This window comes from Achromobacter sp. K91, from assembly GCF_003576205.1.
Taxonomy (GTDB): Bacteria; Pseudomonadota; Gammaproteobacteria; order Burkholderiales; family Burkholderiaceae_B; genus Achromobacter; species Achromobacter aegrifaciens.
On record NZ_QWFB01000012.1, the window covers coordinates 227,485 to 248,956 of the forward strand.

Here is a 21,472-nt window from a genome sequence, read left to right on the forward strand (position 1 = left end):
TGGATGATTAAGTCTAGATTAAACACGCGGAACCGCCGCCGCGCCATACTTCAGCCATTCCCCGATACGCCATGCCGAGAACGCCATGAACCAGAACGCCACGCCTTCCTCCCTCGAGACCCTGGATACCCCGTGCCTGCTGCTCGACGAGACGCGCATGATGCGCAACATCGATCGTCTGAATGCGCTGATGGCCGGGCACGGGGTGCAACTGCGTCCGCACCTGAAGACGCCCAAATCGATAGATGTCGCGCGCCGGCTCATGTCTACACCCCAGGGGCCGGCCGCCGTGTCCACGCTGCAGGAGGCCGAACAGTTCGCGGCTGCCGGCGTCACCGACCTGCTGTACGCCGTGGGCGTGTCGCCAGCAAAGCTGGACCGCGTGCTGGCGCTGCGCCGCCGCGGCGTGGATCTCACCGTGGTGGTGGACAGCCTCGAAGCGGCGCGCGCCGTCGCCCAGCGGGGGAGGGATGCTGGCGACGCCATCCCGGCACTGATCGAGATCGACTGCGACGGCCATCGCGCCGGGGTGCAGCCGGGTAATACGGCACAGTTGCTGGCGATTGCGCGCGTCCTGCATGAGGACGGCGCGTGCCTGCGCGGCGTCATGACGCACGCCGGCGAGTCGTACGGCTGCGATAGCGTCGACGCCATTGCCGACATGGCCGAGCAGGAGCGCGTGGCGGCCGTGAGTTGCGCCGAGGCGATCCGCCAGGCTGGCCTGCCATGTCCCGTGGTCAGCGTGGGATCCACCCCCACCGCGCATTTCGCCCGCAAGCTCGATGGCGTGACCGAAGTGCGCGCGGGCGTATACGTATTCTTCGATCTGGTGATGGCCGGGCTGGGCGTGTGTACGGTCGACGACATCGCCGCCACGGTGTTGACGACCGTGATCGGCCATCAGCCGGACAAGGGCTGGATCCTGGTGGATGCCGGATGGATGGCCATGTCGCGCGACCGGGGCACGGCCAAGCAGCGGGTGGACCAACTGTACGGCCTGGTGTGCGACGCCAGCGGCACGGTCTATCCCGACTTGCTGCTGGCCGAGACCAACCAGGAGCAGGGCATCATCAAGGTGCGTCCTGGCAGCGGCGCCGCCTTGCCCGAGCTGCCGCTGGGGGCGAAGCTGCGCATCGTGCCCAATCACGCCTGCGCGACCTGCGCCCAGCATGATGCCTACGAGGTCGTGCGTCCGGATTCGTCCGGGGTGGTGGCGCATTGGGAACGCTTTCGCGGCTGGTAAGCCGCCTTTCACGAGGAGGCATGCATGGATCTCATCCATACGAATCGGGCCACGCCGCCCGCGGGCCATTATTCGCAGGCGGTCCGCGCCAACGGTTTCATATTCGTTTCGGGGCAATTGGGCTTCCTGCCGCCCGCTGCGCCGGGCGCGCGACCAGCGCTGGCCGATGGCGCCGCGGCCCAGACCCGGGAAGCGCTGCGCAGTGTTCGCGCCATACTCGAAGCGGCCGGCGCGTCGCTTGCCGCGGTCGCCAGCGTGACCGTGTACATCCCGGACGTGGCGCTTTGGGACGAGGTCAACCAAGTCTACGAGGAGTGCTTCGGCGCTCACCGGCCCGCGCGGGCCATTGTGCCCACCCGCGAGCTGCACTACGGCGCCCAGGTGGAGATCAGCGTGGTCGCCGTCGCCTAGCCCGCGGCGGACCGCGCAGGCGGACGCCTATAATGCCTGCGCCTCAATACCTTCGGGGGAGACCGTCCGCATGCAGTACGAATACCTGTTCTGGTCCATGGCCGCTATGGTGGCGGCGGCGCTGGCAGGCGGCTCGCTATGCGGGCGCCTGGGCTCCGTCAAGCGGGTGCTGCTGGGGGTTGTCGCGCTGGCCGCGGCGGTGGGCGTGGCGGTGTTCCTGCTGTCCCGCCACGGCGGCTTCAGCGAACTGTCGGCGATGCTGTCGATCGCCGCCTTCATGTTCAGCCTGGTGATCGGCGCCGCCGCATCGCTGCTCACGCGGCGCATACTCTTGCGCCGCTGAGCGCTTCGCGCCTTATTCTTCGGCGTCGAAATCTTCGTCGTCTTCGTCTTCTTCATCCTGTTCCAGGGCGTCGTAGCCCTTCCAGGTGATGCGCCAGCGCGTCGCGCCCGCAGTGGCCGCCGTCTCGCTGATCTGCTTGACCAGGCCCGCGTCTTCCAGCAGGTCGAGGTGATGCGCAATCAGTTGCAGGCCTTGCTCTTCGGGATGCGGCGCCAGGGCCACGTTCTTGATGTCGTGCGTGCTCAGGTTGGGGCCGGGGGCGTCGCGCAGGGCGCCCAGGATAGTGACGACCAGGTCGAAATCGCGTTGCATGTTGTCCACCATTCATTGGGGGTAAAAGACAGGCCGACGATAGCAGAGATCCATTGCCGCGACGCGACAGGGGCCGCAGCCGGGTTACAGTCCAGGGTTCTCGATAACCGATACATGCAGATTCCATGAAGAAACCCGCAGAGCGCGATTGCCTCGCGCTGATCCCCGGCTACACGGGCCAGGCCGCCAAGCTCTTTCTCACGCGCAGCGAGGACGGCCGCATCGAAGGCGTGACCGTGTTCGATCTGCTTGGCCATATCAAGCTGCAGGGCGATGCGGATGCGGCGGCGGCGTGGGTCGGCGACTGGCTGGCCCAGGAGGCCGGCAACCGCAAGGCCCGCCGTACACAGCTCCTGGCCCAGATGTTCGTCTGCAAGCTCGCCGGCGAGGAGAAGGACCGCTTCCTGGCGGCGCAGAAGCCGCTGGTCCGGGTTCTGGCCGATGCCGGGGTGCGGACCCGTTCCGTTGCCGCCACCTCCGGCGCCGCGCGGCAGTCGCTTGGTCCTACTGTCAAGAAGCATTAGCCCAAGGCTGTTATAGTCGCGCCTGGGCGTGCGAGTGCACCTGCAAGGTGCGTGCCCAGGCGGGCAGCGCCCGCAAGTCAAGGAAGAGTGATCATGGAAATAGTAAGTCGGCAGGTTGCCGACGTAGCGGGCGGCGTCGAGCTGCACACCACGCTGGATGGCGAGAGCATCAGCGTCTACGTCCTGGAAGGCGTGGCGGATCTCAATGCGATCGCAGACATCGTGCCGCGTGAAAAAGTCGAAGCAGGGGCTGACATACACGCCTCTAGTGTCGACAATGTTGATAATGCGCAAGAACAGATCGACCAAGTCCTGGAGAATATGAATCCCGGCGACGTGGCGGTTTTCCTTTGCTCGGGTCCCGATGCTTTCGGCGCGGCGCTCGATCTGCTGGGTTTACCTATCGACGAGTAAGCCTGGCGGCAAACCAAAGTGCTAGCCCGAACGGCGTATGAAGAAATCCTCGTACGCGGGCAGGCGGCATTTATATAAGCCTAGATTGTTTTTTTATGATGCGTGGGTGTAAACACCTATGCAGGACTTCTTATTGCCTATGAAAATGTGTGGAATCCGCGTGCAGTTTCTCTTTGTTGCATTATTGGCACGCATTTTTTAGGATTATGTTGACTTGTGAGGGGAACCTAACGATAGTGTCGGCACACGATCACAAGCGTTGCGATTTTCGTTCAGTGCCGTGCCTTTTCCGGCTCAGCGTTATTGTTCTACTGTCCCCTCCTTGATTGATTCGTGACCTCCGGGCATTTGCCCATTATCTCTAGGAAATACAGTATGGAAACCGGCGTCGTTAAGTGGTTCAACTCGGAAAAGGGCTATGGCTTCATCACTCCGGAAGCGGGTGGTAAGGATCTGTTCGCTCACTTCTCCGAAATTCAGGGCTCGGGCTTCAAGTCTCTGGAAGAGAACCAGCGCGTCAGCTTTGTGACGGCCAACGGCCCCAAGGGCCCGCAAGCTACGAAGATCCAGGTCCTGTAAGGGTCTGAGTTTTCGATAGAAGCCCCCTCGTGGGGCTTTTTTGTTTTCTGCCGCAGCGTTCCTAAACATGGAAAGTATCGCTGCGCTTGTAATCTCAGGGTAATCCCTAGAGTGCGTTATTCAGGTTTCCAAGTCACACCCGATTCACTCATTCGGTGTATGGATCCTAATATGGTGCGCGTCTCTGTTATTGTCGGCCTTGCTTTCGACTTCAGGATATGCGCGCTCATGACTTCTACCCCCGCCACGCAAATCGTTCCGCAGCCCCACGAGGTGGTGGCGTTCTGGCGCGATGCCGGCCCGCAACAGTGGTTCAACAAGAGCGCGGACTTCGACGCAGCCTTCCGCGCCCGTTTCGAGGCTGCCCACATGGCTGCGGCCGCGCGCCAGTTGGATGCGTGGCTGGACGACGCCACCGGCGCCTTGGCCCTGATGGTCCTGTTGGACCAGTTTCCGCGCAACGCCTACCGGGGGACGGCGCACATGTTCGCTACGGACCCTTTGGCCCAGTACTTCGCCGACCGGGCCATCGCGGCCGGCCATGATCTGGGGGTGGACCCGCAACTGCGTCAGTTTTTCTACCTGCCCTTCGAGCACGCGGAGAACCTCGCCGCGCAAAACCGCGCCGTGGCCTTGATGGAACCATTGGACGCCGACTCGCTGCGCTGGGCGGTCCTGCATCGCGACATCATCAAGCGCTTCGGGCGCTTTCCCCATCGCAATGCAGCGTTGGGCCGGCAAACTACGCAGGCGGAGCAGGAGTTTCTCGATTCCGGCGGGTTTGCGGGGTAGGCGCACCGCGCGCGGCACGTGGGTCCAGGCGCCTTTCCGGCAGCAGGTATCCGCATGTGTCTACGCGTGCCAAGTTGAAAATTCCTGGGCTGCCTGGCGGTGTCAAACCCGCGCCGGCCTTGCTTCTCCGCTGCTTTGGCGGTGCTCCTGAATTTGCGGATGTTTGACGTTTTTCGGGGTTCGCCAATACACTGGGTTCAGCGAGATTTTCAAGCGACGCGGTCTGCGTTTCACTTGTCGCCGTCAGTGGTACTGCGGTTGCTTCCTCTCCCATCCTTGATGATCTGGCGCCCCGCGAGCAATCGCTTTTTCTAGGTTCAAGGACACTCCATGGCAACCGGCATCGTTAAGTGGTTCAACGCCGAAAAGGGTTATGGTTTCATCATGCCCGATGATGGCAGCAAGGATCTTTTCGCTCACTACTCGGAAATCCGCAGCGAAGGCTACAAGTCGCTGCAGGAAAACCAGCGCGTCACCTTTGAGGTCGGTACCGGCCCCAAGGGTCCCAGCGCAAAGAACATCAAGGTAGCGGCCTGACCTTCGCAGGGCAGCGCCCCGGGCCGGCCCGGCGCTCCGCCCAGAAAAAAGCCCCCGCACGCAATGTGCGGGGGCTTTTTTTGTTGCCGGGCGGGCGCGCCTCTGGGGCGCTTGCCGGCGTCAGTGCTTCGCGTGGTTGGCCGGTGGCGTGGCCAGCTTGTCCACCAGCGCAATTCCCAGCGCCGACAGGATGAAGAGGGCGTGGATGATGGTCTGCCACATCACGCCGGCCTCGGAGAAGCGCGCGTTGGGCGTGCCCAGCGTGCCGGCCTCGATGAAGGTGCGCAGCAGGTGGATCGAGGAGATGCCGATGATGGCCATGGCCAGCTTGACCTTGAGCACGCTGGCGTTCACGTGGCTGAGCCATTCCGGCTGGTCCGGGTGGCCTTGCAGGCGCAGGCGGGACACGAAGGTTTCGTAGCCGCCCACGATCACCATGACCAGCAGGTTCGAGATCATCACCACGTCGATCAGGCCCAGCACGATCAGCATGATCTCCATTTCGCCGAAGCTGCTGGCGTGCGTCACCAGGTGCCAGAGCTCTTTCAGGAACAGCATGACGTAGACGCCTTGCGCGACGATCAATCCCAGGTACAGGGGCAGTTGCAGCCAGCGCGAGCTGAAGATCAGGCTGGGCAGCAGGCCCAGGCGGGGAGGGGTGTTGGAGATCATTTGGGTGCGAGCCCTATGGTGTGTGCGAAAAAATGGCGGGCGCAATTCTATCAACGCCGCGTTGCCGCAGATATCAGTTTCTTTGAGAGGGTCTGATCCAAGGGAATACCCGCTAGCACGATTGCGCAAATCCTGTTCGGGTTTTATGTAAGGAAAACTGGCATTTGCGAAACTGTGTGGCGAAACGCTTGGTGCGCATTGGTCGTATATAGAATTGCGGCCTCGTTCGCATAGAGCCAGTAAAGAGGAGTTTGTTCCCATGAAGATCCGCTACACCGTCGCCGCCCTGGGCGTTGCGCTCGCCCCTTTCTCCGCCTCCCACGCTTTGGACATCGGCGGCCTGGTCGGCGCCGGCAGCAAGGTCGTTCAAGCTGCCACGCTGAGCGATGCCGAGATCAAGACCCTGTCGGACAAGGCTTGCGCGCAGAGCGATTCCCAGGAAAAGATCGCCGCTCCCGGCAGCAAGTACGACGCCCGTCTGCAGAAGATCGCCAAGCAACTGGGCGGCACGGTCAACGGCCAGAAGGCCAGCTACAAGGTCTACATCACCAAGGACGTCAACGCCTGGGCCATGGCCAACGGCTGCATCCGCGTCTACAGCGGCCTGATGGACATGATGACCGACGATGAGGTGATGGGCGTGGTGGGCCACGAAATCGGCCACGTCGCGCTGGGCCACAGCAAGAAGGCGATGCAGACCGCCTACACCGTTTCCGCCGCGCGCGATGCCGCCAATGCGGCAGGCGGCGCCACCGTGGCCGCGCTCAGCTCGTCGCAACTGGGCGACCTGACCGAGAAGTTCATCAACGCGCAGTTCTCGCAGTCGCAGGAAAGCGCCGCCGACGATTACTCGTTCGACCAGCTGCAGGCCAAGGGCTTGAACACCCGCGGCCTGGTGACCGCGTTCCAGAAGCTGGCTGAGCTGGACGGCGGCAAGAGCGACATGATGAGCTCGCATCCGTCCTCGGCCAAGCGCGCGCAGCACATCGAAGAGCGCATCGCCAAGGCCAAATAAGGCTTTCTGGCTGACGTATATTCTCCCGTCCCGGGTGGAAAACGGGGCGCGAGTATCCGGACTTATCCGGGTGCTCGCGCCCCTTTGCGTCAGGGGACCGGAAGTTTCCGGTAAAATGCCCCGTTTATCCGCCCGTCATCTCTTTATCTCTCGGAAAATAGGTCTTTTAATGCAGCCTGTGGTTGAAACCCTCTCCGGCCTGGAGCGCCGTGTTGATCTGGCCGTCTCGGTGGCCGACGTCGAAAAGGAAGTCCAGGCGCAATTGAAGCGCGTGGCCCGGACCGCCAAGGTCCCCGGCTTCCGTCCGGGCAAAGCTCCGCTCGCCATGCTCGAGCGTAGCCATGGCCCCGGCATCCGCTACGACGTGATCAATAGCCAAGTTGGCCGTGCCTTTGAACAAGCTGTCGATGGCGCCAAGCTGCGCGTCGCCGGCGCCCCGAACCTCGAGCCCAAGACTGAAGGCGTTGCCGACGACACGCTGGCGTTCACCGCCACGTTCGAGGTCTACCCCGAAGTCGCCGTGCCGGATCTGTCGGCCCTGGCCGTCACCCGCTACGAAACGGCCGTCACCGACGCCGAAGTGCAGCAGACCCTGGACGTCCTGCGCAAGCAGCGCGCCACGTTCGAAGCCCGTGAAGGCCGCGCCTCGCAAGACGGCGACCGCGTCACGCTGGACTTCGCCGGCACCATCGACGGCGTGCCGTTCGAAGGCGGCAAGGCCGAAGCCTTCCCGTTCGTGCTGGGCCAAGGCCGCATGCTGCCGGAATTCGAAGAAGCCGCCCGCGGCCTGAAGGCTGGCGAAAGCAAGGTCTTCCCGCTCAAGTTCCCCGATGACTACCAGGGCAAGGAAGTTGCCGGCAAGACCGCCGAATTCACCATCACCGTCAAGGAAGTGGCTGAAGGCGTGCTGCCCGAACTGAACGGCGAATTCGCCAAGTCCCTCGGCCAGGCCGAAGGCGACATCGAAAAGCTGAAGGCCGACATCCGCAGCAACATCGAGCGCGAAGTCAAGGTCCGTTCGGCTGGCCGCACCAAGTCCAGCGTCATGGACGCCCTGGTCGAAGCCGGCAAGTTCGACGTGCCGAAGGCCCTGGTCGACAACGACGTGCAAGGCCGTGTCGCCGCCGCCCGCGAAGAGCTGAAGCAGCGCGGCATCCCCAACGCCGAATCCGTGCCGATCCCGGCCGAAGCCTTCGCCACCGAGTCCGAACGCCGCGTGCGCCTGGGCCTGCTGGTGTCGGAACTGGTCAAGCAAGCCCAGCTGCAAGCCAAGCCCGAACAAGTCCGTGCGCGTATCGAAGAGTTCGCCGAGAACTACGAACAACCCGCACAGGTTGTCAGCTATTACCTGGCCGACCGCCAGCGTCGTGCTGAAATCGAGGCTATCGTGCTGGAAGACAATGTCGTCGCGCACGTGCTTGAAAAGGCCAAGGTCACCGAAGAGAAGGTGCCTTTCGATCAGTTGATGGGGATGGCGTAACACTATGCAGAGATTCACCGATTTCTATGCGGCAATGAATGGCGGGTCTTCGGTGACCCCCACCGGCCTGGGCTACATTCCCATGGTGATCGAGCAGTCGGGGCGCGGCGAACGCGCCTACGACATCTATTCGCGTCTGCTCCGCGAGCGGCTCATTTTCCTGGTGGGTCCGGTCAATGACGCAACGGCCAACCTGGTCGTGGCGCAGTTGCTGTTCCTGGAATCGGAGAATCCTGACAAGGACATTTCCCTGTACATCAACTCGCCCGGCGGGTCGGTGTATGCGGGAATGGCCATCTTTGACACCATGCAATTCGTCAAGCCGGACGTGTCCACCCTTTGCACCGGCCTGGCGGCCAGCATGGGCGCGTTCCTGCTGGCGGCAGGCAAGAAGGGCAAGCGCTTCACGCTGCCCAACTCGCGCATCATGATCCACCAGCCCTCGGGCGGCGCCCAGGGGCAGGCTTCGGACATCCAGATCCAGGCTCGCGAGATCCTGGACCTGCGTGAACGCCTGAACCGCATCCTGGCCGACAATACCGGCCAGACCATGGAACGCATCGGCATAGACACGGAGCGTGACAACTTCATGTCGGCCGAAGATGCGGTATCGTATGGACTGGTGGACAAGGTTATGACCTCCCGCTCGGAAGGCTGACTTCCCGGTTGACCCGAACCCGCTGCCACCACGTTTGAGTAAGCGCATGCGCTAGGCCTTTAGCCGGCCTGGCGCATCTTTACCTGAGATACGAACATATATGCCTGAAAAAAAGGGATCGGCAGACGCAAAAGTGCTGCATTGCTCGTTTTGCAATAAAAGCCAGCATGAAGTCCGCAAGCTGATCGCGGGTCCGTCGGTATTCATCTGCGATGAATGCATAGATCTTTGCAACGACATCATCCGCGAGGAGGCGCAAGCCACCGCGCGCGCGGCGATTCGTTCCGAACTGCCCACTCCGGCTGAAATCAAGACCTTCCTCGACCAGTACGTCATTGGGCAGAACTCGCCCAAGCGCATGCTGGCCGTGGCCGTCTACAACCATTACAAGCGCATCCGCCACGGCGAGATCAAGGGCGACGAAGTCGAGCTCTCCAAGAGCAACATCATGCTGATCGGCCCCACCGGGTCGGGCAAGACGCTCCTGGCCCAGACGCTGGCGCGCATGCTGAACGTGCCCTTCGTCATGGCCGACGCCACCACGCTGACCGAAGCCGGTTATGTGGGCGAAGACGTCGAGAACATCATTCAGAAGTTGCTGCAGAACTGCAACTACGAAGTGGAAAAGGCGCAGCGCGCCATCATCTACATCGACGAAATCGACAAGATTTCGCGCAAGTCCGACAACCCGTCCATTACGCGCGACGTATCGGGCGAGGGCGTGCAGCAGGCCCTGCTGAAACTGATCGAAGGCACGGTCGCCTCGGTGCCCCCGCAGGGCGGCCGCAAGCACCCGAACCAGGACTTCGTCCAGGTCGACACGACCAACATCCTGTTCATCGTGGGCGGCGCCTTCGACGGACTGGAAAAGGTCATCCGCGACCGCACCGAGAAATCGGGCATCGGCTTTTCGGCCTCGGTGCGCGCCAAGTCGGAGCGCGGCGTGGGCGAACTGTTCTCCGAAGTCGAACCCGAAGACCTGATCAAGTTCGGCCTGATCCCCGAACTGGTTGGCCGTCTGCCGGTGGTCGCCACCCTGGACGAGCTGGACGAAGCGGCCCTGGTGCAAATCCTGACCGAGCCCAAGAACGCCTTGCTCAAGCAGTTCCAGAAGCTGTTCGCCATGGAAGGCGCCGAGCTCGACGTGCGTCCCGCCGCCCTGAAGGCGATCGCCCGCAAGGCGCTGCGCCGCAAGACGGGCGCGCGCGGTCTGCGTTCCATCATCGAGCAGGCCCTGCTCGACACCATGTATGACCTGCCTTCCCAGGGCAACGTCAAGCGCGTGGTGCTGGACGAGAACGCGATCGAAGGCGAGGGCAAGCCATTGCTCATCTACGCCGACGAGGACGCGGCTTCAGACAAGCCAGAGCGCGGAGAAGTCCGCGACGCCGCAGCCTGATATTTCAAAAAAGCCCGTTCCTGTAACGGGTTTTTTTGCCTAAGGCGCATTCCCGGGTGCAAACACGCTTTTCCTGCAGGCGCGACGCTTGCATACTGAGGGTGCCGCCCCGCGGTTTTTTTCAGCCTTTGGGGGATCCAGGCGCCGAGATCTTGAATTTTCGGCTATTGTTCCCATAACAGACGTAACCGACGTGGATTGTCCGGGTATACCCAGGCCTCCCGTCCCCGATACGCCGAGTCATACCGAGGAACCTCCTATGTCTGCCAGCCAGACCCTGCCTTCCGACCCGATCGACCTGCCCCTGCTTCCACTGCGCGATGTCGTGGTGTTTCCGCACATGGTCATCCCGCTGTTCGTCGGCCGTCCGCGCTCTATCCGCGCGCTCGAGGTTGCGATGGAAGCGGGCAAGAGCATCATGCTGGTGGCCCAGAAATCCGCCGGCAAGGATGATCCCACCCCCGAAGACGTCTACGAGATCGGCTGCGTAGCCGGCATCCTGCAGATGCTCAAGCTGCCCGACGGCACCGTCAAGGTGCTGGTCGAAGGCACCCAGCGCGCCCGCATCAACAGCATCGAAGATGCCGATTCGCATTTCACCTGCCAGGTGTCGCCGATCGAACCGGACGCCATGCAAGGCTCCGAGACCGAAGCCCTGCGCCGCGCCATCGTCGCGCAGTTCGAGCAGTACGTAAAACTGAACAAGAAGATCCCCCCGGAGATCCTGACCTCGCTGGCTGGCATCGATGATGCCGGACGCCTGGCCGACACGATCGCCGCGCATCTTCCCTTGAAGCTCGAGCAGAAGCAGAAGATGCTCGAGATCGTCGGCACCTCCGAGCGCCTCGAAGGTCTGCTCACGCAACTCGAAACCGAAATCGACATCCTCCAGGTCGAAAAGCGGATTCGCGGCCGCGTGAAGAAGCAGATGGAAAAGAGCCAGCGCGACTACTACCTGAATGAGCAGGTCAAGGCCATTCAGAAGGAGTTGGGCGAAGGCGAAGAGGGCGCGGACATCGAAGAGCTCGAAAAGAAGATCATCGCTGCCCATATGCCCAAAGAGGCGCGCAAGAAGGCCGATGCCGAGCTCAAGAAGCTCAAGCTCATGTCGCCCATGTCGGCCGAAGCCACCGTGGTGCGCAACTACATCGATACGCTCATCAACCTCCCCTGGAGGAAGAAGAGCAAGATCAACAATTCCATCAGCAACGCCGAAACGGTGCTGGACAACGACCACTACGGTCTGGAAAAGGTCAAGGAACGGATCCTGGAATACCTTGCCGTGCAACAGCGCGTGGACAAGGTGAAGGCGCCGATCCTGTGCCTGGTCGGCCCTCCGGGCGTGGGCAAGACCTCGCTCGGCCAATCGATCGCCAAGGCGACGAACCGCAAGTTCGTGCGCATGGCGCTGGGCGGCGTGCGCGACGAAGCCGAAATCCGCGGCCACCGTCGTACGTACATCGGCTCCATGCCGGGCAAGATCGTCCAGAACATGTCGAAGGTCGGCGTGCGCAATCCCTTGTTCCTGCTCGATGAAATCGACAAGCTGGGCATGGATTTCCGCGGCGATCCCTCGTCGGCGCTGCTCGAGGTGCTGGACCCGGAACAGAACCACACGTTCCAGGACCACTACATCGAAGTCGACTTCGACCTGTCCGACGTCATGTTCGTGGCTACCAGCAACACGCTGAATATTCCGCCGGCGCTGCTGGACCGCATGGAAGTGATCCGCCTGTCGGGTTACACCGAGGAAGAGAAGATCCACATCGCCCGCGACCATCTGCTGCCCAAGCTGATGAAGAACAACGGCGTGAAGGATAGCGAACTCACGGTCGACGACAGCGCGCTGCGCGACATCGTGCGCTACTACACCCGCGAAGCCGGTGTGCGTGCGCTCGAACGCGAAGTGGGCAAGATCTGCCGCAAGGTCATCAAGCAGTTGCTGACCCAGAGCGACCGCGCCAAGGCCGAAGGCAAGACCGCCGAGGTCAAGCCGGTCAACGTCACGGGCGACAACCTGAGCGATTTCCTGGGCGTGCGCCGTTACGCCTTCGGCATGGCCGAAAAGGAAAACCAGATCGGTCAGGTGACGGGTCTGGCCTGGACGGAAGTTGGCGGCGACCTGTTGACGATCGAAGTCGCGGACATGCCGGGCAAGGGCGTCATCCAACGCACCGGTTCGCTGGGCGACGTGATGAAGGAGTCGGTCGAGGCGGCCCGCACCGTGGTGCGTTCCCGCGCCCGCCGTCTGGGCTTTGCCGACAGCGTCTTCGAAAAGCACGACATGCACGTGCACGTGCCGGAAGGCGCCACGCCCAAGGACGGTCCGTCCGCGGGTATCGCGATCACCACGGCCATGGTGTCGGCCTTGTCGCGCATCCCGGTGCGCGCCGATGTCGCCATGACCGGCGAGATCACGCTGCGCGGCGAAGTCCTGCCCATCGGCGGCCTGAAGGAAAAGCTGCTGGCGGCTCACCGTGGCGGTATCAAGACGGTCTTGATCCCGGAAGAAAACGTCAAGGATTTGGCGGAGATCCCGGACAACGTCAAGAACCACCTTGAGATCGTGCCGGTGCGCTGGATCGACAAGGTGCTGGAACTGGCGCTGGAGCGCCTGCCGGAGCCCCTGGCCGAGGAAGAAGCGGTCAAGGAACCCCTGGTGGCCAAGCCTGCCGAACCTGGTTCGACCGACCCGGTGCTCAAGCACTGATGGACACCGGGAGGGACGCCGCCGGTAAGCGGCGCCCCTTCTGGATCAAGCTTCCAACAAAAAACCCCGTCAATTTCTTGGCGGGGTTTTTTTCATGCCGCGCGCAAACGCGGGAGTAGTGGGGGGGCTAGTGCAGCGCGTGCGTGCGGATCAGGCCCACCGCGATGCCTTCCAACGCGAAATCCTGGCCGGCTTCGACCACGATGGGTTCGAAGTCGGGGTTTTCGGGCAGTAGTTCGATGTGGCCGTTCTGACGCTGCAAGCGCTTGACCGTGACGTCGTCGCCCAGGCGGGCCACCACGATCTGGCCGTTGCGGGCTTCCGAGGCTTTCTTTACGGCGAGCAGGTCGCCTTCCAGGATGCCGGCGTCACGCATGCTCATGCCGCGCACCTTGAGCAGGTAGTCGGGCGTCTGGGCGAACAGGTTGGGATCGACGCCGACCTCGCGTTCGACGTGCTCGGCAGCCAGGATGGGGCTGCCTGCGGCCACGCGGCCGACCAGCGGCAGCAGCAACTGCGCCAGGCCCGGCATGGGCAGCGAGCTTTGCGTGGGAGCAGGGGAGGTGTCTTTCAGGCGGATGCCGCGGGACGCGCCGGCCGTCAGTTCGATGGCGCCCTTGCGGGCAAGCGCCTTGAGGTGATCTTCCGCCGCGTTGGGGGAACGGAAACCCAGGGCCAGGGCAATTTCGGCACGCGTCGGCGGGAAGCCGGTGCGAGTGACGGTCTGCCTGATGAGATCCAGGATTTGTTGTTGGCGATCAGTGAGTTTGCTGGCCATGGCGATGATCCGGTGCTAGCGGACTGTACATATATACAGCGCCATTCTGGGGGACGCAGCGCAAAAAAGCAAGCCGGTCCGGACCAAAAGAACAAGCCGGTCTGGACCAAAAGAAAAACGGGACCCGAAGGTCCCGTTCCTGACGGCAGGCCCGCGTGGGCCTGCGCGCTGCAAATGGCTTACAGCACGGCCGCGATGCCCTTGGCGACCTTGTCGATGTTGCCGCTGTTCAGCGCGGCCACGCAGATGCGGCCGCTGGAGACGGCATACACGCCATGCTCTTCGCGCAGGCGATCCACTTGCGCCGCGGTCAGGCCCGAGTACGAGAACATGCCGCGTTGCTGCAGCACGAAACTGAAGTCCTGCTTGCCGCCGTGTTCCTTGATCTTGTCGACCAGTTGCTTGCGCATCAGGCGGATGCGGTCGCGCATGCCGGCGAGTTCCTCTTCCCACATCGCGAAGAGTTCAGGCGTGTTCAGGACCGTCGACACCACCGTGCCGCCATGGGTGGGCGGGTTGGAGTAGTTGGTGCGGATCACGCGCTTGAGCTGGCTCAGCACGCGGGTGGCTTCGTCCTTGCTGCCGGCGACGACCGTCAGCGCGCCGACGCGCTCGCCGTACAGCGAGAACGACTTCGAGAACGAGGAGCTGATGAACATGGTCAGGTCCAGATCGGCAAACATGCGCACGACCGAAGCGTCTTCGGTCAGGCCGTCGCCGAAGCCCTGGTAGGCGATGTCCAGGAACGGGACCAGATTGTTTTCCTTCACGACGGCCGCGATCTGCTTCCACTGGTCGGCGGTGGGGTCCACGCCGGTCGGGTTGTGGCAGCAGGCATGCAGCACGACGACGGTCTTGGCCGGCGCGGCCTTCAGGTCGGCCAGCATGGCATCGAAGTTCAGGCCGCGGGTGGCGGCGTCGTAGTACGAATAGGTACCGACTTCGAAGCCGGCGCGCTCGAACAGGGCGCGGTGGTTTTCCCAGCTGGGGTCGCTGATCAGGACCTTGGAGGTCGGCAGCAGCTGGCGCAGGAAGTCAGCGCCGATCTTCAGCGCGCCGGTGCCGCCCAGGGCCTGAGTGGTCAGCACGCGGCCGGCGGCGGCCAGCGCGGAATCCTTGCCCAGCAGCAGGGCTTGCGCGCCGTTGTTGTAACCGGCGATGCCTTCGATCGGCAGGTAGCCGCGGGCGGCGGCGGCTTCGATGCGGGCGGCTTCGGCCTTGCGGACCGCGCCCAGCAGGGGGATGCGACCCTGATCGTCGTAGTACACGCCCACGCCCAGATTGACTTTACCGGGACGCGTATCAGCGTTGTATTGTTCGTTCAGGCCAAGAATGGGGTCGCGCGGGGCGAGTTCGACGGAATCGAAAAGGGTGCTCATGGGAGTCTGATGAGGTGGGTGGACGCAGTACAGGCTGCTGTGGATAATGAGGGGTTTACCCTGGAAGAGTCTAGCATGCCTAAGAGCGCAATAGACCCGATTACGGCGGGGGCCGCAGCGAACCTGGCGGCCGATCCCGCGGCGGCATCGGCCGTGGCGGATCCGTCCGCGCCAGGCCCTGGATTCATCGATTTCCCGGGCAGCCCGTTTCATCTGTACCAACCCTATCCGCCGGCGGGCGATCAGCCCACCGCCATCGAGGGGTTGACCCAGGGGGTCGAAGACGGCCTGATGTTCCAGACGCTGTTGGGCGTGACGGGCTCCGGCAAGACCTACACCATGGCCAACGTCATCGCCCGCATGGGGCGCCCGGCGCTGGTACTGGCCCCCAATAAGACCCTGGCCGCCCAGCTGTACGCCGAAATGCGGGAGTTCTTCCCGAAGAACGCCGTCGAGTACTTCGTTTCGTACTACGACTACTACCAGCCCGAGGCGTACGTCCCCACGCGCGACCTGTTCATTGAAAAGGATTCGTCCATCAATGAGCACATCGAACAGATGCGCTTGTCGGCGACCAAGAGCCTGCTGGAACGCCGCGACACCATCATCGTGGGCACCGTGTCCTGCATCTACGGTATCGGCAACCCCGGCGACTACCACGCCATGGTGCTGATCCTGCGCGCTGGCGACCAGATCTCGCGCCGCGAGATCCTGGCCCGCCTGGTCGCCATGCAGTACACCCGCAATGACGCCGAGTTCACCCGCGGCGTCTTCCGGGTGCGTGGCGAGACCATCGACATCTTCCCGGCGGAAAGCCCGGAACTGGCGCTGCGCCTGACGCTGTTCGACGACGAGATCGAAAGCCTGGAGCTGTTCGATCCGCTGACCGGCCGCATCCGCCAGAAGCTGCCGCGTTTCACTGTCTACCCCGGTTCGCACTACGTCACGCCGCGCGACACCGTGCTGCGCGCCATCGAGACCATCAAGGAAGAGCTGCGCGAACGGGTCAAGCGCTTCGTCGACGACGGTCATCTGGTCGAAGCCCAGCGGCTGGAGCAGCGCACCCGTTTCGACCTGGAAATGCTGCAGGAGCTGGGCTTCTGCAAAGGCATCGAAAACTATTCCCGCCACCTGTCGGGCGCGGCGCCGGGCGAACCGCCGCCCACCCTCATCGACTACCTGCCGTCCGATGCGCTCATGTTCATCGACGAAAGCCACGTCACCATCGGCCAGTTGGGCGGCATGTACCGGGGCGACCGGGCGCGCAAGGAAACGCTGGTGCAGTACGGTTTCCGCCTGCCGTCGGCCCTGGACAACCGGCCGCTGAAGCTCGAGGAATTCGAGGCCCGGATGCGCCAGTGCGTGTTCGTGTCGGCTACGCCGGCCGCCTACGAGAAAGAGCACACCGACAATGTGGTGGAGCAGGTGGTCCGGCCTACGGGCCTGGTGGACCCGCTGGTCCAGGTCTTGCCCGCCCGCACCCAGGTCGACGATCTGCTCGGGCAGATCAAGGCGCGCGTGGCGCAAGCGGAGCGCGTGCTGGTCACCACCCTGACCAAGCGCATGGCGGAGGATCTCACCGACTTCCTCAGCGAGCATGGCGTGCGCGTGCGCTACCTGCATTCGGATATCGACACTGTCGAACGTGTCGAAATCATCCGCGACCTGCGTCTGGGCACCTTTGACGTGCTGGTGGGGATCAACCTGCTGCGCGAAGGGCTGGATATTCCCGAAGTGTCGCTGGTGGCGATCCTGGACGCCGACAAGGAAGGCTTCCTGCGTTCGGAGCGCAGCCTGATCCAGACCATCGGGCGCGCGGCGCGCAACCTCAATGGCCACGCCATCCTCTATGCGGACCGCATCACCGATTCAATGCAACGCGCCATGGAGGAAACCGAGAGGCGGCGTGCCAAGCAGCTGAAATTCAATGCCGACCATGGCATTACCGCCCGGGGCGTGCAAAAGGCCGTGCGGGAACTGATCGATGGCGTTGTCGCTCCAACCCAGCACGATGCGCTCGAGGCCGCGGTTCCGGCCGAGTTCCTGAAGGACGAAAAGGCCCTGGCTCGCGAGATCAAGCGCCTGGAAAAGCTGATGATGGATCATGCCCGAAACCTGGAGTTCGAACAGGCTGCCGCGGCGCGCGATGCGCTGACCGCGCTGAAGCAGCGCGTGCTGCTGGATGGGGCGGTGTAGCGGCGAAATCATGTCTGAATGTTTCTATATGCTGACAGGCGGCTGAATATGCCGGAAATCTGCTGCGTTGCAATCAGGCTGCCACGATTCGTCCGAATATCCGGATTCAGTGTTCACAGGCTGGATCCGGATTTCTTCCTAAGTATTTGATTTTATTTACTAAATATCGGGGTCGTATTTGCCCGATCCGAATCCCGCAGACGCAAAAAAAGCTTGCCTTATCTCGGGTTTTCCCGCACACTTACTTCCATGATGACCAAGGTACTTTTCGTTTGCATGGGCAATATCTGTCGCTCGCCGAGCGCAGAGGGCGTGTTTCGCCATTTGGTGAACGACGCGGGTTTGGGCGATGTGGTTCGCATCGACTCCGCGGGCACGCACGCGTTTCACATCGGCGAGGCGCCTGATGCCCGGGCGCAGGCCGCAGCGCGCAAGCGCGGCTACGAGATCACGCACTGCGAAGCGCGTCAGGTCACCGCGGAAGATTTCCGCGATTTCGACCTGATCCTCGCCATGGACTGGGACAATCTGTCCGCCATGCAGCAGCAGTGCCCCAAGGCCTACCAGCACAAGCTGATGCTGCTGATGCGCTTTGCCAATGAGTTCGAAGAGGCCACCGTGCCCGATCCGTACTATGGCGGCGCCGACGGTTTCGGCAAGGTCCTGGACTACCTGGAAGACGCCTGTCAGGGCGTCCTCGAGCTGGTGCGCAAGCGCGCTACCCAGTACCAGGCGGCTTGATCCGCTTTTGCCGCAGGGCTGCCCGCCGGGCGGTTCTCGGAGGTGCTTGGCAGTAAAAGACCGCGCGAATGCGCGGTTTTTTCTAGCCGGGAGCCATACCAAATTAGTCGGGAATAGGCTATACTTGAGGCAATTACTCGGGTATTGACCGCTGGATTCGCCTGCGGCCATTGCCGAATCACTGGGAACCTACCATGCGGCTAACTACCAAGGGGCGTTTCGCCGTGACTGCCATGATCGATCTGGCTATGCGGCAGCATAGCGGTCCGGTCACTCTTGCGGCCATCAGCCAGCGTCAGAACATTTCGCTGTCCTATCTGGAACAACTGTTCGGGAAACTGCGTCGCCACGAACTCGTGGACAGCGTGCGCGGCCCCGGGGGCGGCTACTCGCTCGCGCGCCTCGCCCGCAACGTTACCGTTGCCGACATCATCTTCGCCGTCGATGAACCCCTGGACGCCACCAGCTGCGGCGGCAAGCGGGACTGTACGAGCGGCAACGACGGCAAGCCGGGCAAGTGCATGACGCACGAACTCTGGGCTACGTTGAATCGCAAGATGGTGGATTACCTGGATTCGGTGTCCCTGCAGGATCTCGTCGATCAGCAGCGCGTGCGCCAATTGCAGGAAGCCAACAATCAAGCGCAGGCTTGCGCGGTGCGCGTGAACCGGGTGGGGGGCGCCAACAACGCCGCCAACGCCCCGGCCGCGACCGTCGCCGCCAACGCCACCGTATAAGCAGTATCAGGAGTTGTAGAAATGACCACCCGCCCGATCTATCTGGATTATTCCGCCACGACGCCCGTCGACCCCCGCGTCGTGGACAAGATGGTGCCCTGGCTGTACGACAACTTCGGCAACCCGGCATCCCGCAGCCATGCGTTTGGCTGGGAATCCGAGGAAGCCGTTGAACGCGCCCGCGAAGAAGTCGCCAAGCTGGTGAACGCCGATCCGCGCGAAATCGTCTGGACCTCCGGCGCCACCGAATCCAACAACCTGGCGATCAAGGGCGCTGCCAACTTCTACCAGGAACGCGGCAAGCACATCGTCACCGTCAAGACCGAGCACAAAGCCGTGCTGGACACCTGTCGCGAACTCGAGCGCCAGGGCTTCGAAGTGACCTACCTGGACGTCAAGGACAACGGCCTGATCGACCTGGACACCTTCAAGGCCGCGCTGCGCCCCGATACCGTCCTGGTATCCGTGATGATGGTGAACAACGAAATCGGCGTGATCCAGGACGTGGCAACGCTGGGCGAGATCTGCCGCGAAAAGGGCATCATCTTCCACGTGGACGCCGCCCAGGCAACCGGCAAGGTGGAAATCGACCTGCAAAAGCTCAAGGTCGACCTTATGTCGTTCTCGGCTCACAAGACTTACGGCCCCAAGGGCATCGGCGCGCTGTACGTGCGCCGCAAGCCGCGCATCCGCATCGAAGCGCAGATGCACGGCGGCGGCCATGAGCGCGGTTTCCGCTCGGGCACGCTGGCCACGCACCAGATCGTCGGCATGGGCGAAGCTTTCCGCCTGGCCCGCGAAGAAATGGGCACCGAGAACGAGCGCATCCGCATGCTGCGCGACCGCCTGTGGGCTGGCCTGTCGCAGATCGAAGAGGTCTACCTCAACGGCGACATGGACCAACGCGTTCCGCACAACCTGAATGTCAGCTTCAATTATGTCGAAGGCGAGTCCCTGATCATGGCGATCAAGGAACTTGCCGTCTCCAGCGGCTCGGCCTGCACCTCGGCCAGCCTGGAACCGTCCTACGTGTTGCGCGCCCTGGGCCGCAACGACGAACTGGCGCACAGCTCGATCCGCTTCACGCTGGGCCGTTTCACGACCGAAAAGGAAGTGGACTACGCCATCGAGTTGCTCAAGAGCCGCGTCGGCAAGCTGCGCGATATGTCGCCGCTGTGGGAAATGGCCAAGGAAGGCATCGACCTGAACACCGTGCAGTGGGCTGCGCACTAAGCGCCCGCGCCTTGAAATTCGTGGAGAATTAACATGTCTTACAGCACCAAAGTCCTGGATCACTACGAAAACCCGCGCAACGTCGGTTCGTTCGACAAGTCGGACGAGTCGGTCGGCACCGGCATGGTCGGCGCACCCGCCTGTGGCGACGTGATGAAGCTGCAGATCAAGGTGAACGAAGCCGGCGTGATCGAAGACGCGCGCTTCAAGACCTACGGCTGCGGTTCGGCCATCGCTTCCAGCTCGCTCGTGACCGAATGGGTCAAGGGCAAGACGCTGGACGAAGCGATGAACATCCGCAACACGCAGATCGCCGAAGAACTGGCCCTGCCGCCCGTGAAGGTGCACTGTTCCATCCTGGCCGAAGACGCGATCAAGGCCGCGGTGCAGAACTACAAAGAAAAGCATTCGGCCCCGGCTGAAGCTGCTGTGGCGGGCTGAACATGTCCGTTACCCTGACCCAACAGGCTGCCACCCATATCGGCCGCTACTTGCAGAAGCGCGGAAAGGGTATCGGCTTGCGGCTCGGCGTTAGGACGACGGGCTGCTCCGGCATGGCCTACAAGCTCGAATACGTGGACGACGCGGCAGCGGAAGACGTGGTGTTCGAAAGCTTCGGCGTGAAGGTCTTCATTGACCCGAAAAGCCTGGCCTACCTGGACGGCACCGAACTCGACTACGCCCGCGAAGGCCTGAACGAAGGCTTCAAGTTCCGCAACCCCAACGAAAAGGCGACCTGCGGCTGCGGCGAGTCGTTCACGGTGTAAGTCTTGGCTGGAGACGATCACTTCGGCCTGTTCGGCTTGCCGGCGCGTTTCGATCTGGACGCCCAGGCGCTTGAGTCCGCGTGGCGCACCGTCGCCGCGCAGGTGCATCCCGACCGCTACGCCACTGCCAGCCCCGCGGAACGCCGCGTGGCCATGCAGTGGGCGGCTCGCGCCAACGAGGCCTACCGCCTGTTGCGCGATCCCTTGCTGCGGGCGCGGTACCTGTGCGAGCAGGCCGGCGTGGATCTGCAGACCGAGAGCAACACGGCCATGGACCCCGAGTTCCTGATGCAACAGATGACGTGGCGCGAGATGCTGGACGACGCGCGCGACGACGCCGACGCTCTGGCGGCCTTGCAGGCGGAATTGCAGCAGGCGCGCGCTGCCATGCGCGCCACGCTGGCCCGTCTGCTGGACCAGGACCGCGACTACGCCGCGGCGGGGCTCAAGGTGCGGGAGTGGATGTTCGTGGAGAAGTTGGCGGAAGAACTGGCGCACGCCCAGCCCGCCGCATAGCCCAGGCCGCGCCGGGGCGTCCGCGAGACGGGCGCC

At 62.9% G+C, this 21,472-nt stretch carries 24 protein-coding genes; 20 read left to right on the forward strand and 4 right to left on the reverse strand.

What is annotated here, in order from left to right:
* Positions 1-85: 85 nt before the first annotated feature.
* The 3 genes from DXK93_RS03370 to DXK93_RS03380 all read left to right on the forward strand — a co-directional run bounded on the left by DXK93_RS03370 (position 86) and on the right by DXK93_RS03380 (position 1,997).
* On the forward strand, positions 86-1,243 hold the full coding sequence (locus tag DXK93_RS03370) for a DSD1 family PLP-dependent enzyme (RefSeq protein ID WP_054456077.1): 1,158 nt from the start codon (positions 86-88) through the stop codon (positions 1,241-1,243).
* A gap of 24 nt (positions 1,244-1,267) precedes the next feature.
* Entirely contained in the window at positions 1,268-1,654 is a 387-nt protein-coding gene (locus tag DXK93_RS03375; RefSeq protein WP_054456078.1) for a RidA family protein, read from the forward strand.
* Positions 1,655-1,724: 70 nt separating this feature from the next.
* Positions 1,725-1,997 (forward strand): hypothetical protein, encoded by a 273-nt coding sequence (locus tag DXK93_RS03380; RefSeq protein ID WP_054456080.1) that lies wholly within the window; start codon positions 1,725-1,727, stop codon positions 1,995-1,997.
* 12 nt (positions 1,998-2,009) lie between these two features.
* Here the strand turns inward: DXK93_RS03380 and DXK93_RS03385 are convergent, their stop codons facing one another.
* Positions 2,010-2,309 (reverse strand): DUF2513 domain-containing protein, encoded by a 300-nt coding sequence (locus tag DXK93_RS03385; protein ID WP_054456477.1) that lies wholly within the window; start codon positions 2,307-2,309, stop codon positions 2,010-2,012.
* Between the two features lie 125 nt (positions 2,310-2,434).
* Between DXK93_RS03385 and DXK93_RS03390 the strand changes: the two genes are divergently transcribed.
* From DXK93_RS03390 to DXK93_RS03410, 5 genes are all read left to right on the forward strand, one after another.
* Positions 2,435-2,833, forward strand: a complete 399-nt coding sequence (locus tag DXK93_RS03390) for a hypothetical protein (protein ID WP_054456082.1) — start codon at positions 2,435-2,437, stop codon at positions 2,831-2,833.
* Between the two features lie 93 nt (positions 2,834-2,926).
* Positions 2,927-3,247: a hypothetical protein gene (locus tag DXK93_RS03395; protein ID WP_054456085.1), complete on the forward strand. Its 321-nt coding sequence runs from the start codon at positions 2,927-2,929 to the stop codon at positions 3,245-3,247.
* Positions 3,248-3,622: 375 nt separating this feature from the next.
* Entirely contained in the window at positions 3,623-3,826 is a 204-nt protein-coding gene (locus tag DXK93_RS03400; RefSeq protein ID WP_006220190.1) for a cold-shock protein, read from the forward strand.
* Positions 3,827-4,054: 228 nt separating this feature from the next.
* Positions 4,055-4,618, forward strand: a complete 564-nt coding sequence (locus tag DXK93_RS03405; protein ID WP_054456086.1) for a DUF924 family protein — start codon at positions 4,055-4,057, stop codon at positions 4,616-4,618.
* 330 nt (positions 4,619-4,948) lie between these two features.
* On the forward strand, positions 4,949-5,155 hold the full coding sequence (locus DXK93_RS03410) for a cold-shock protein (protein WP_006225311.1): 207 nt from the start codon (positions 4,949-4,951) through the stop codon (positions 5,153-5,155).
* Positions 5,156-5,275: 120 nt separating this feature from the next.
* Here the strand turns inward: DXK93_RS03410 and DXK93_RS03415 are convergent, their stop codons facing one another.
* Entirely contained in the window at positions 5,276-5,827 is a 552-nt protein-coding gene (locus tag DXK93_RS03415; protein WP_054456088.1) for a TIGR00645 family protein, read from the reverse strand.
* A gap of 259 nt (positions 5,828-6,086) precedes the next feature.
* On the opposite strand from DXK93_RS03415, the gene DXK93_RS03420 reads away from it, so the two are divergent.
* The 5 genes from DXK93_RS03420 (at position 6,087) to lon (ending at position 13,089) form a co-directional block, all read left to right on the forward strand.
* A complete protein-coding gene (locus DXK93_RS03420; RefSeq protein ID WP_119449349.1) occupies positions 6,087-6,842 on the forward strand; it encodes a M48 family metalloprotease in 756 nt (251 codons plus the stop codon).
* A gap of 169 nt (positions 6,843-7,011) precedes the next feature.
* On the forward strand, positions 7,012-8,322 hold the full coding sequence (tig, locus tag DXK93_RS03425; RefSeq protein ID WP_054456093.1) for a trigger factor: 1,311 nt from the start codon (positions 7,012-7,014) through the stop codon (positions 8,320-8,322).
* A 4-nt stretch (positions 8,323-8,326) separates the two neighbouring features.
* A complete protein-coding gene (clpP, locus tag DXK93_RS03430; protein ID WP_054456095.1) occupies positions 8,327-8,980 on the forward strand; it encodes an ATP-dependent Clp endopeptidase proteolytic subunit ClpP in 654 nt (217 codons plus the stop codon).
* A gap of 100 nt (positions 8,981-9,080) precedes the next feature.
* Positions 9,081-10,379 carry an ATP-dependent Clp protease ATP-binding subunit ClpX gene (gene clpX / locus DXK93_RS03435; protein ID WP_054456097.1) on the forward strand — a complete coding sequence of 433 codons (1,299 nt, stop codon included), beginning with the start codon at positions 9,081-9,083 and terminating at the stop codon, positions 10,377-10,379.
* Positions 10,380-10,638: 259 nt separating this feature from the next.
* Positions 10,639-13,089 (forward strand): endopeptidase La, encoded by a 2,451-nt coding sequence (gene lon, locus DXK93_RS03440; protein ID WP_054456099.1) that lies wholly within the window; start codon positions 10,639-10,641, stop codon positions 13,087-13,089.
* 127 nt (positions 13,090-13,216) lie between these two features.
* On the opposite strand, the gene lexA is transcribed toward lon, so the two are convergent.
* Both lexA and DXK93_RS03450 read right to left on the reverse strand, forming a co-directional pair.
* Positions 13,217-13,867 (reverse strand): transcriptional repressor LexA, encoded by a 651-nt coding sequence (lexA, locus tag DXK93_RS03445; RefSeq protein WP_054456101.1) that lies wholly within the window; start codon positions 13,865-13,867, stop codon positions 13,217-13,219.
* Positions 13,868-14,046: 179 nt separating this feature from the next.
* Positions 14,047-15,246 (reverse strand): amino acid aminotransferase, encoded by a 1,200-nt coding sequence (locus tag DXK93_RS03450; RefSeq protein ID WP_054456103.1) that lies wholly within the window; start codon positions 15,244-15,246, stop codon positions 14,047-14,049.
* A gap of 75 nt (positions 15,247-15,321) precedes the next feature.
* Here DXK93_RS03450 and uvrB point away from each other — a divergent pair, with 75 nt between their 5' ends.
* The 7 genes from uvrB (at position 15,322) to hscB (ending at position 21,436) form a co-directional block, all read left to right on the forward strand.
* Positions 15,322-17,442 carry an excinuclease ABC subunit UvrB gene (gene uvrB, locus DXK93_RS03455; RefSeq protein ID WP_225588755.1) on the forward strand — a complete coding sequence of 707 codons (2,121 nt, stop codon included), beginning with the start codon at positions 15,322-15,324 and terminating at the stop codon, positions 17,440-17,442.
* Between the two features lie 249 nt (positions 17,443-17,691).
* Positions 17,692-18,183 carry a low molecular weight protein-tyrosine-phosphatase gene (locus DXK93_RS03460; protein WP_006386176.1) on the forward strand — a complete coding sequence of 164 codons (492 nt, stop codon included), beginning with the start codon at positions 17,692-17,694 and terminating at the stop codon, positions 18,181-18,183.
* A 194-nt stretch (positions 18,184-18,377) separates the two neighbouring features.
* Positions 18,378-18,920, forward strand: a complete 543-nt coding sequence (gene iscR / locus DXK93_RS03465; RefSeq protein ID WP_054456107.1) for a Fe-S cluster assembly transcriptional regulator IscR — start codon at positions 18,378-18,380, stop codon at positions 18,918-18,920.
* Positions 18,921-18,941: 21 nt separating this feature from the next.
* Positions 18,942-20,153 carry an IscS subfamily cysteine desulfurase gene (locus DXK93_RS03470; protein WP_054456109.1) on the forward strand — a complete coding sequence of 404 codons (1,212 nt, stop codon included), beginning with the start codon at positions 18,942-18,944 and terminating at the stop codon, positions 20,151-20,153.
* A gap of 33 nt (positions 20,154-20,186) precedes the next feature.
* Positions 20,187-20,594: a Fe-S cluster assembly scaffold IscU gene (iscU, locus tag DXK93_RS03475; RefSeq protein WP_054456111.1), complete on the forward strand. Its 408-nt coding sequence runs from the start codon at positions 20,187-20,189 to the stop codon at positions 20,592-20,594.
* 2 nt (positions 20,595-20,596) lie between these two features.
* Positions 20,597-20,920, forward strand: coding sequence for an iron-sulfur cluster assembly protein IscA (iscA, locus tag DXK93_RS03480; RefSeq protein ID WP_042794073.1), 324 nt, complete (start codon positions 20,597-20,599; stop codon positions 20,918-20,920).
* A 3-nt stretch (positions 20,921-20,923) separates the two neighbouring features.
* Entirely contained in the window at positions 20,924-21,436 is a 513-nt protein-coding gene (hscB, locus tag DXK93_RS03485; protein ID WP_054456112.1) for a Fe-S protein assembly co-chaperone HscB, read from the forward strand.
* Positions 21,437-21,472: the final 36 nt, after the last annotated feature.

Coding starts and splice junctions, on each gene's coding strand:
- DXK93_RS03470 (WP_054456109.1), top strand. CDS start 18,942: ATGACCACCCGCCCGATCTATCTGGATTATTCCGCCACGACGCCCGTC.
- DXK93_RS03370 (WP_054456077.1), top strand. CDS start 86: ATGAACCAGAACGCCACGCCTTCCTCCCTCGAGACCCTGGATACCCCG.
- clpP (WP_054456095.1), top strand. CDS start 8,327: ATGCAGAGATTCACCGATTTCTATGCGGCAATGAATGGCGGGTCTTCG.
- lon (WP_054456099.1), top strand. CDS start 10,639: ATGTCTGCCAGCCAGACCCTGCCTTCCGACCCGATCGACCTGCCCCTG.
- tig (WP_054456093.1), top strand. CDS start 7,012: ATGCAGCCTGTGGTTGAAACCCTCTCCGGCCTGGAGCGCCGTGTTGAT.
- DXK93_RS03420 (WP_119449349.1), top strand. CDS start 6,087: ATGAAGATCCGCTACACCGTCGCCGCCCTGGGCGTTGCGCTCGCCCCT.
- DXK93_RS03375 (WP_054456078.1), top strand. CDS start 1,268: ATGGATCTCATCCATACGAATCGGGCCACGCCGCCCGCGGGCCATTAT.
- clpX (WP_054456097.1), top strand. CDS start 9,081: ATGCCTGAAAAAAAGGGATCGGCAGACGCAAAAGTGCTGCATTGCTCG.
- uvrB (WP_225588755.1), top strand. CDS start 15,322: ATGCCTAAGAGCGCAATAGACCCGATTACGGCGGGGGCCGCAGCGAAC.
- iscR (WP_054456107.1), top strand. CDS start 18,378: ATGCGGCTAACTACCAAGGGGCGTTTCGCCGTGACTGCCATGATCGAT.
- DXK93_RS03400 (WP_006220190.1), top strand. CDS start 3,623: ATGGAAACCGGCGTCGTTAAGTGGTTCAACTCGGAAAAGGGCTATGGC.
- lexA (WP_054456101.1), bottom strand. CDS start 13,867: ATGGCCAGCAAACTCACTGATCGCCAACAACAAATCCTGGATCTCATC.
- iscA (WP_042794073.1), top strand. CDS start 20,597: ATGTCCGTTACCCTGACCCAACAGGCTGCCACCCATATCGGCCGCTAC.
- DXK93_RS03460 (WP_006386176.1), top strand. CDS start 17,692: ATGATGACCAAGGTACTTTTCGTTTGCATGGGCAATATCTGTCGCTCG.
- DXK93_RS03380 (WP_054456080.1), top strand. CDS start 1,725: ATGCAGTACGAATACCTGTTCTGGTCCATGGCCGCTATGGTGGCGGCG.
- DXK93_RS03415 (WP_054456088.1), bottom strand. CDS start 5,827: ATGATCTCCAACACCCCTCCCCGCCTGGGCCTGCTGCCCAGCCTGATC.
- DXK93_RS03405 (WP_054456086.1), top strand. CDS start 4,055: ATGACTTCTACCCCCGCCACGCAAATCGTTCCGCAGCCCCACGAGGTG.
- iscU (WP_054456111.1), top strand. CDS start 20,187: ATGTCTTACAGCACCAAAGTCCTGGATCACTACGAAAACCCGCGCAAC.
- DXK93_RS03395 (WP_054456085.1), top strand. CDS start 2,927: ATGGAAATAGTAAGTCGGCAGGTTGCCGACGTAGCGGGCGGCGTCGAG.
- DXK93_RS03390 (WP_054456082.1), top strand. CDS start 2,435: ATGAAGAAACCCGCAGAGCGCGATTGCCTCGCGCTGATCCCCGGCTAC.
- DXK93_RS03410 (WP_006225311.1), top strand. CDS start 4,949: ATGGCAACCGGCATCGTTAAGTGGTTCAACGCCGAAAAGGGTTATGGT.
- DXK93_RS03385 (WP_054456477.1), bottom strand. CDS start 2,309: ATGCAACGCGATTTCGACCTGGTCGTCACTATCCTGGGCGCCCTGCGC.
- DXK93_RS03450 (WP_054456103.1), bottom strand. CDS start 15,246: ATGAGCACCCTTTTCGATTCCGTCGAACTCGCCCCGCGCGACCCCATT.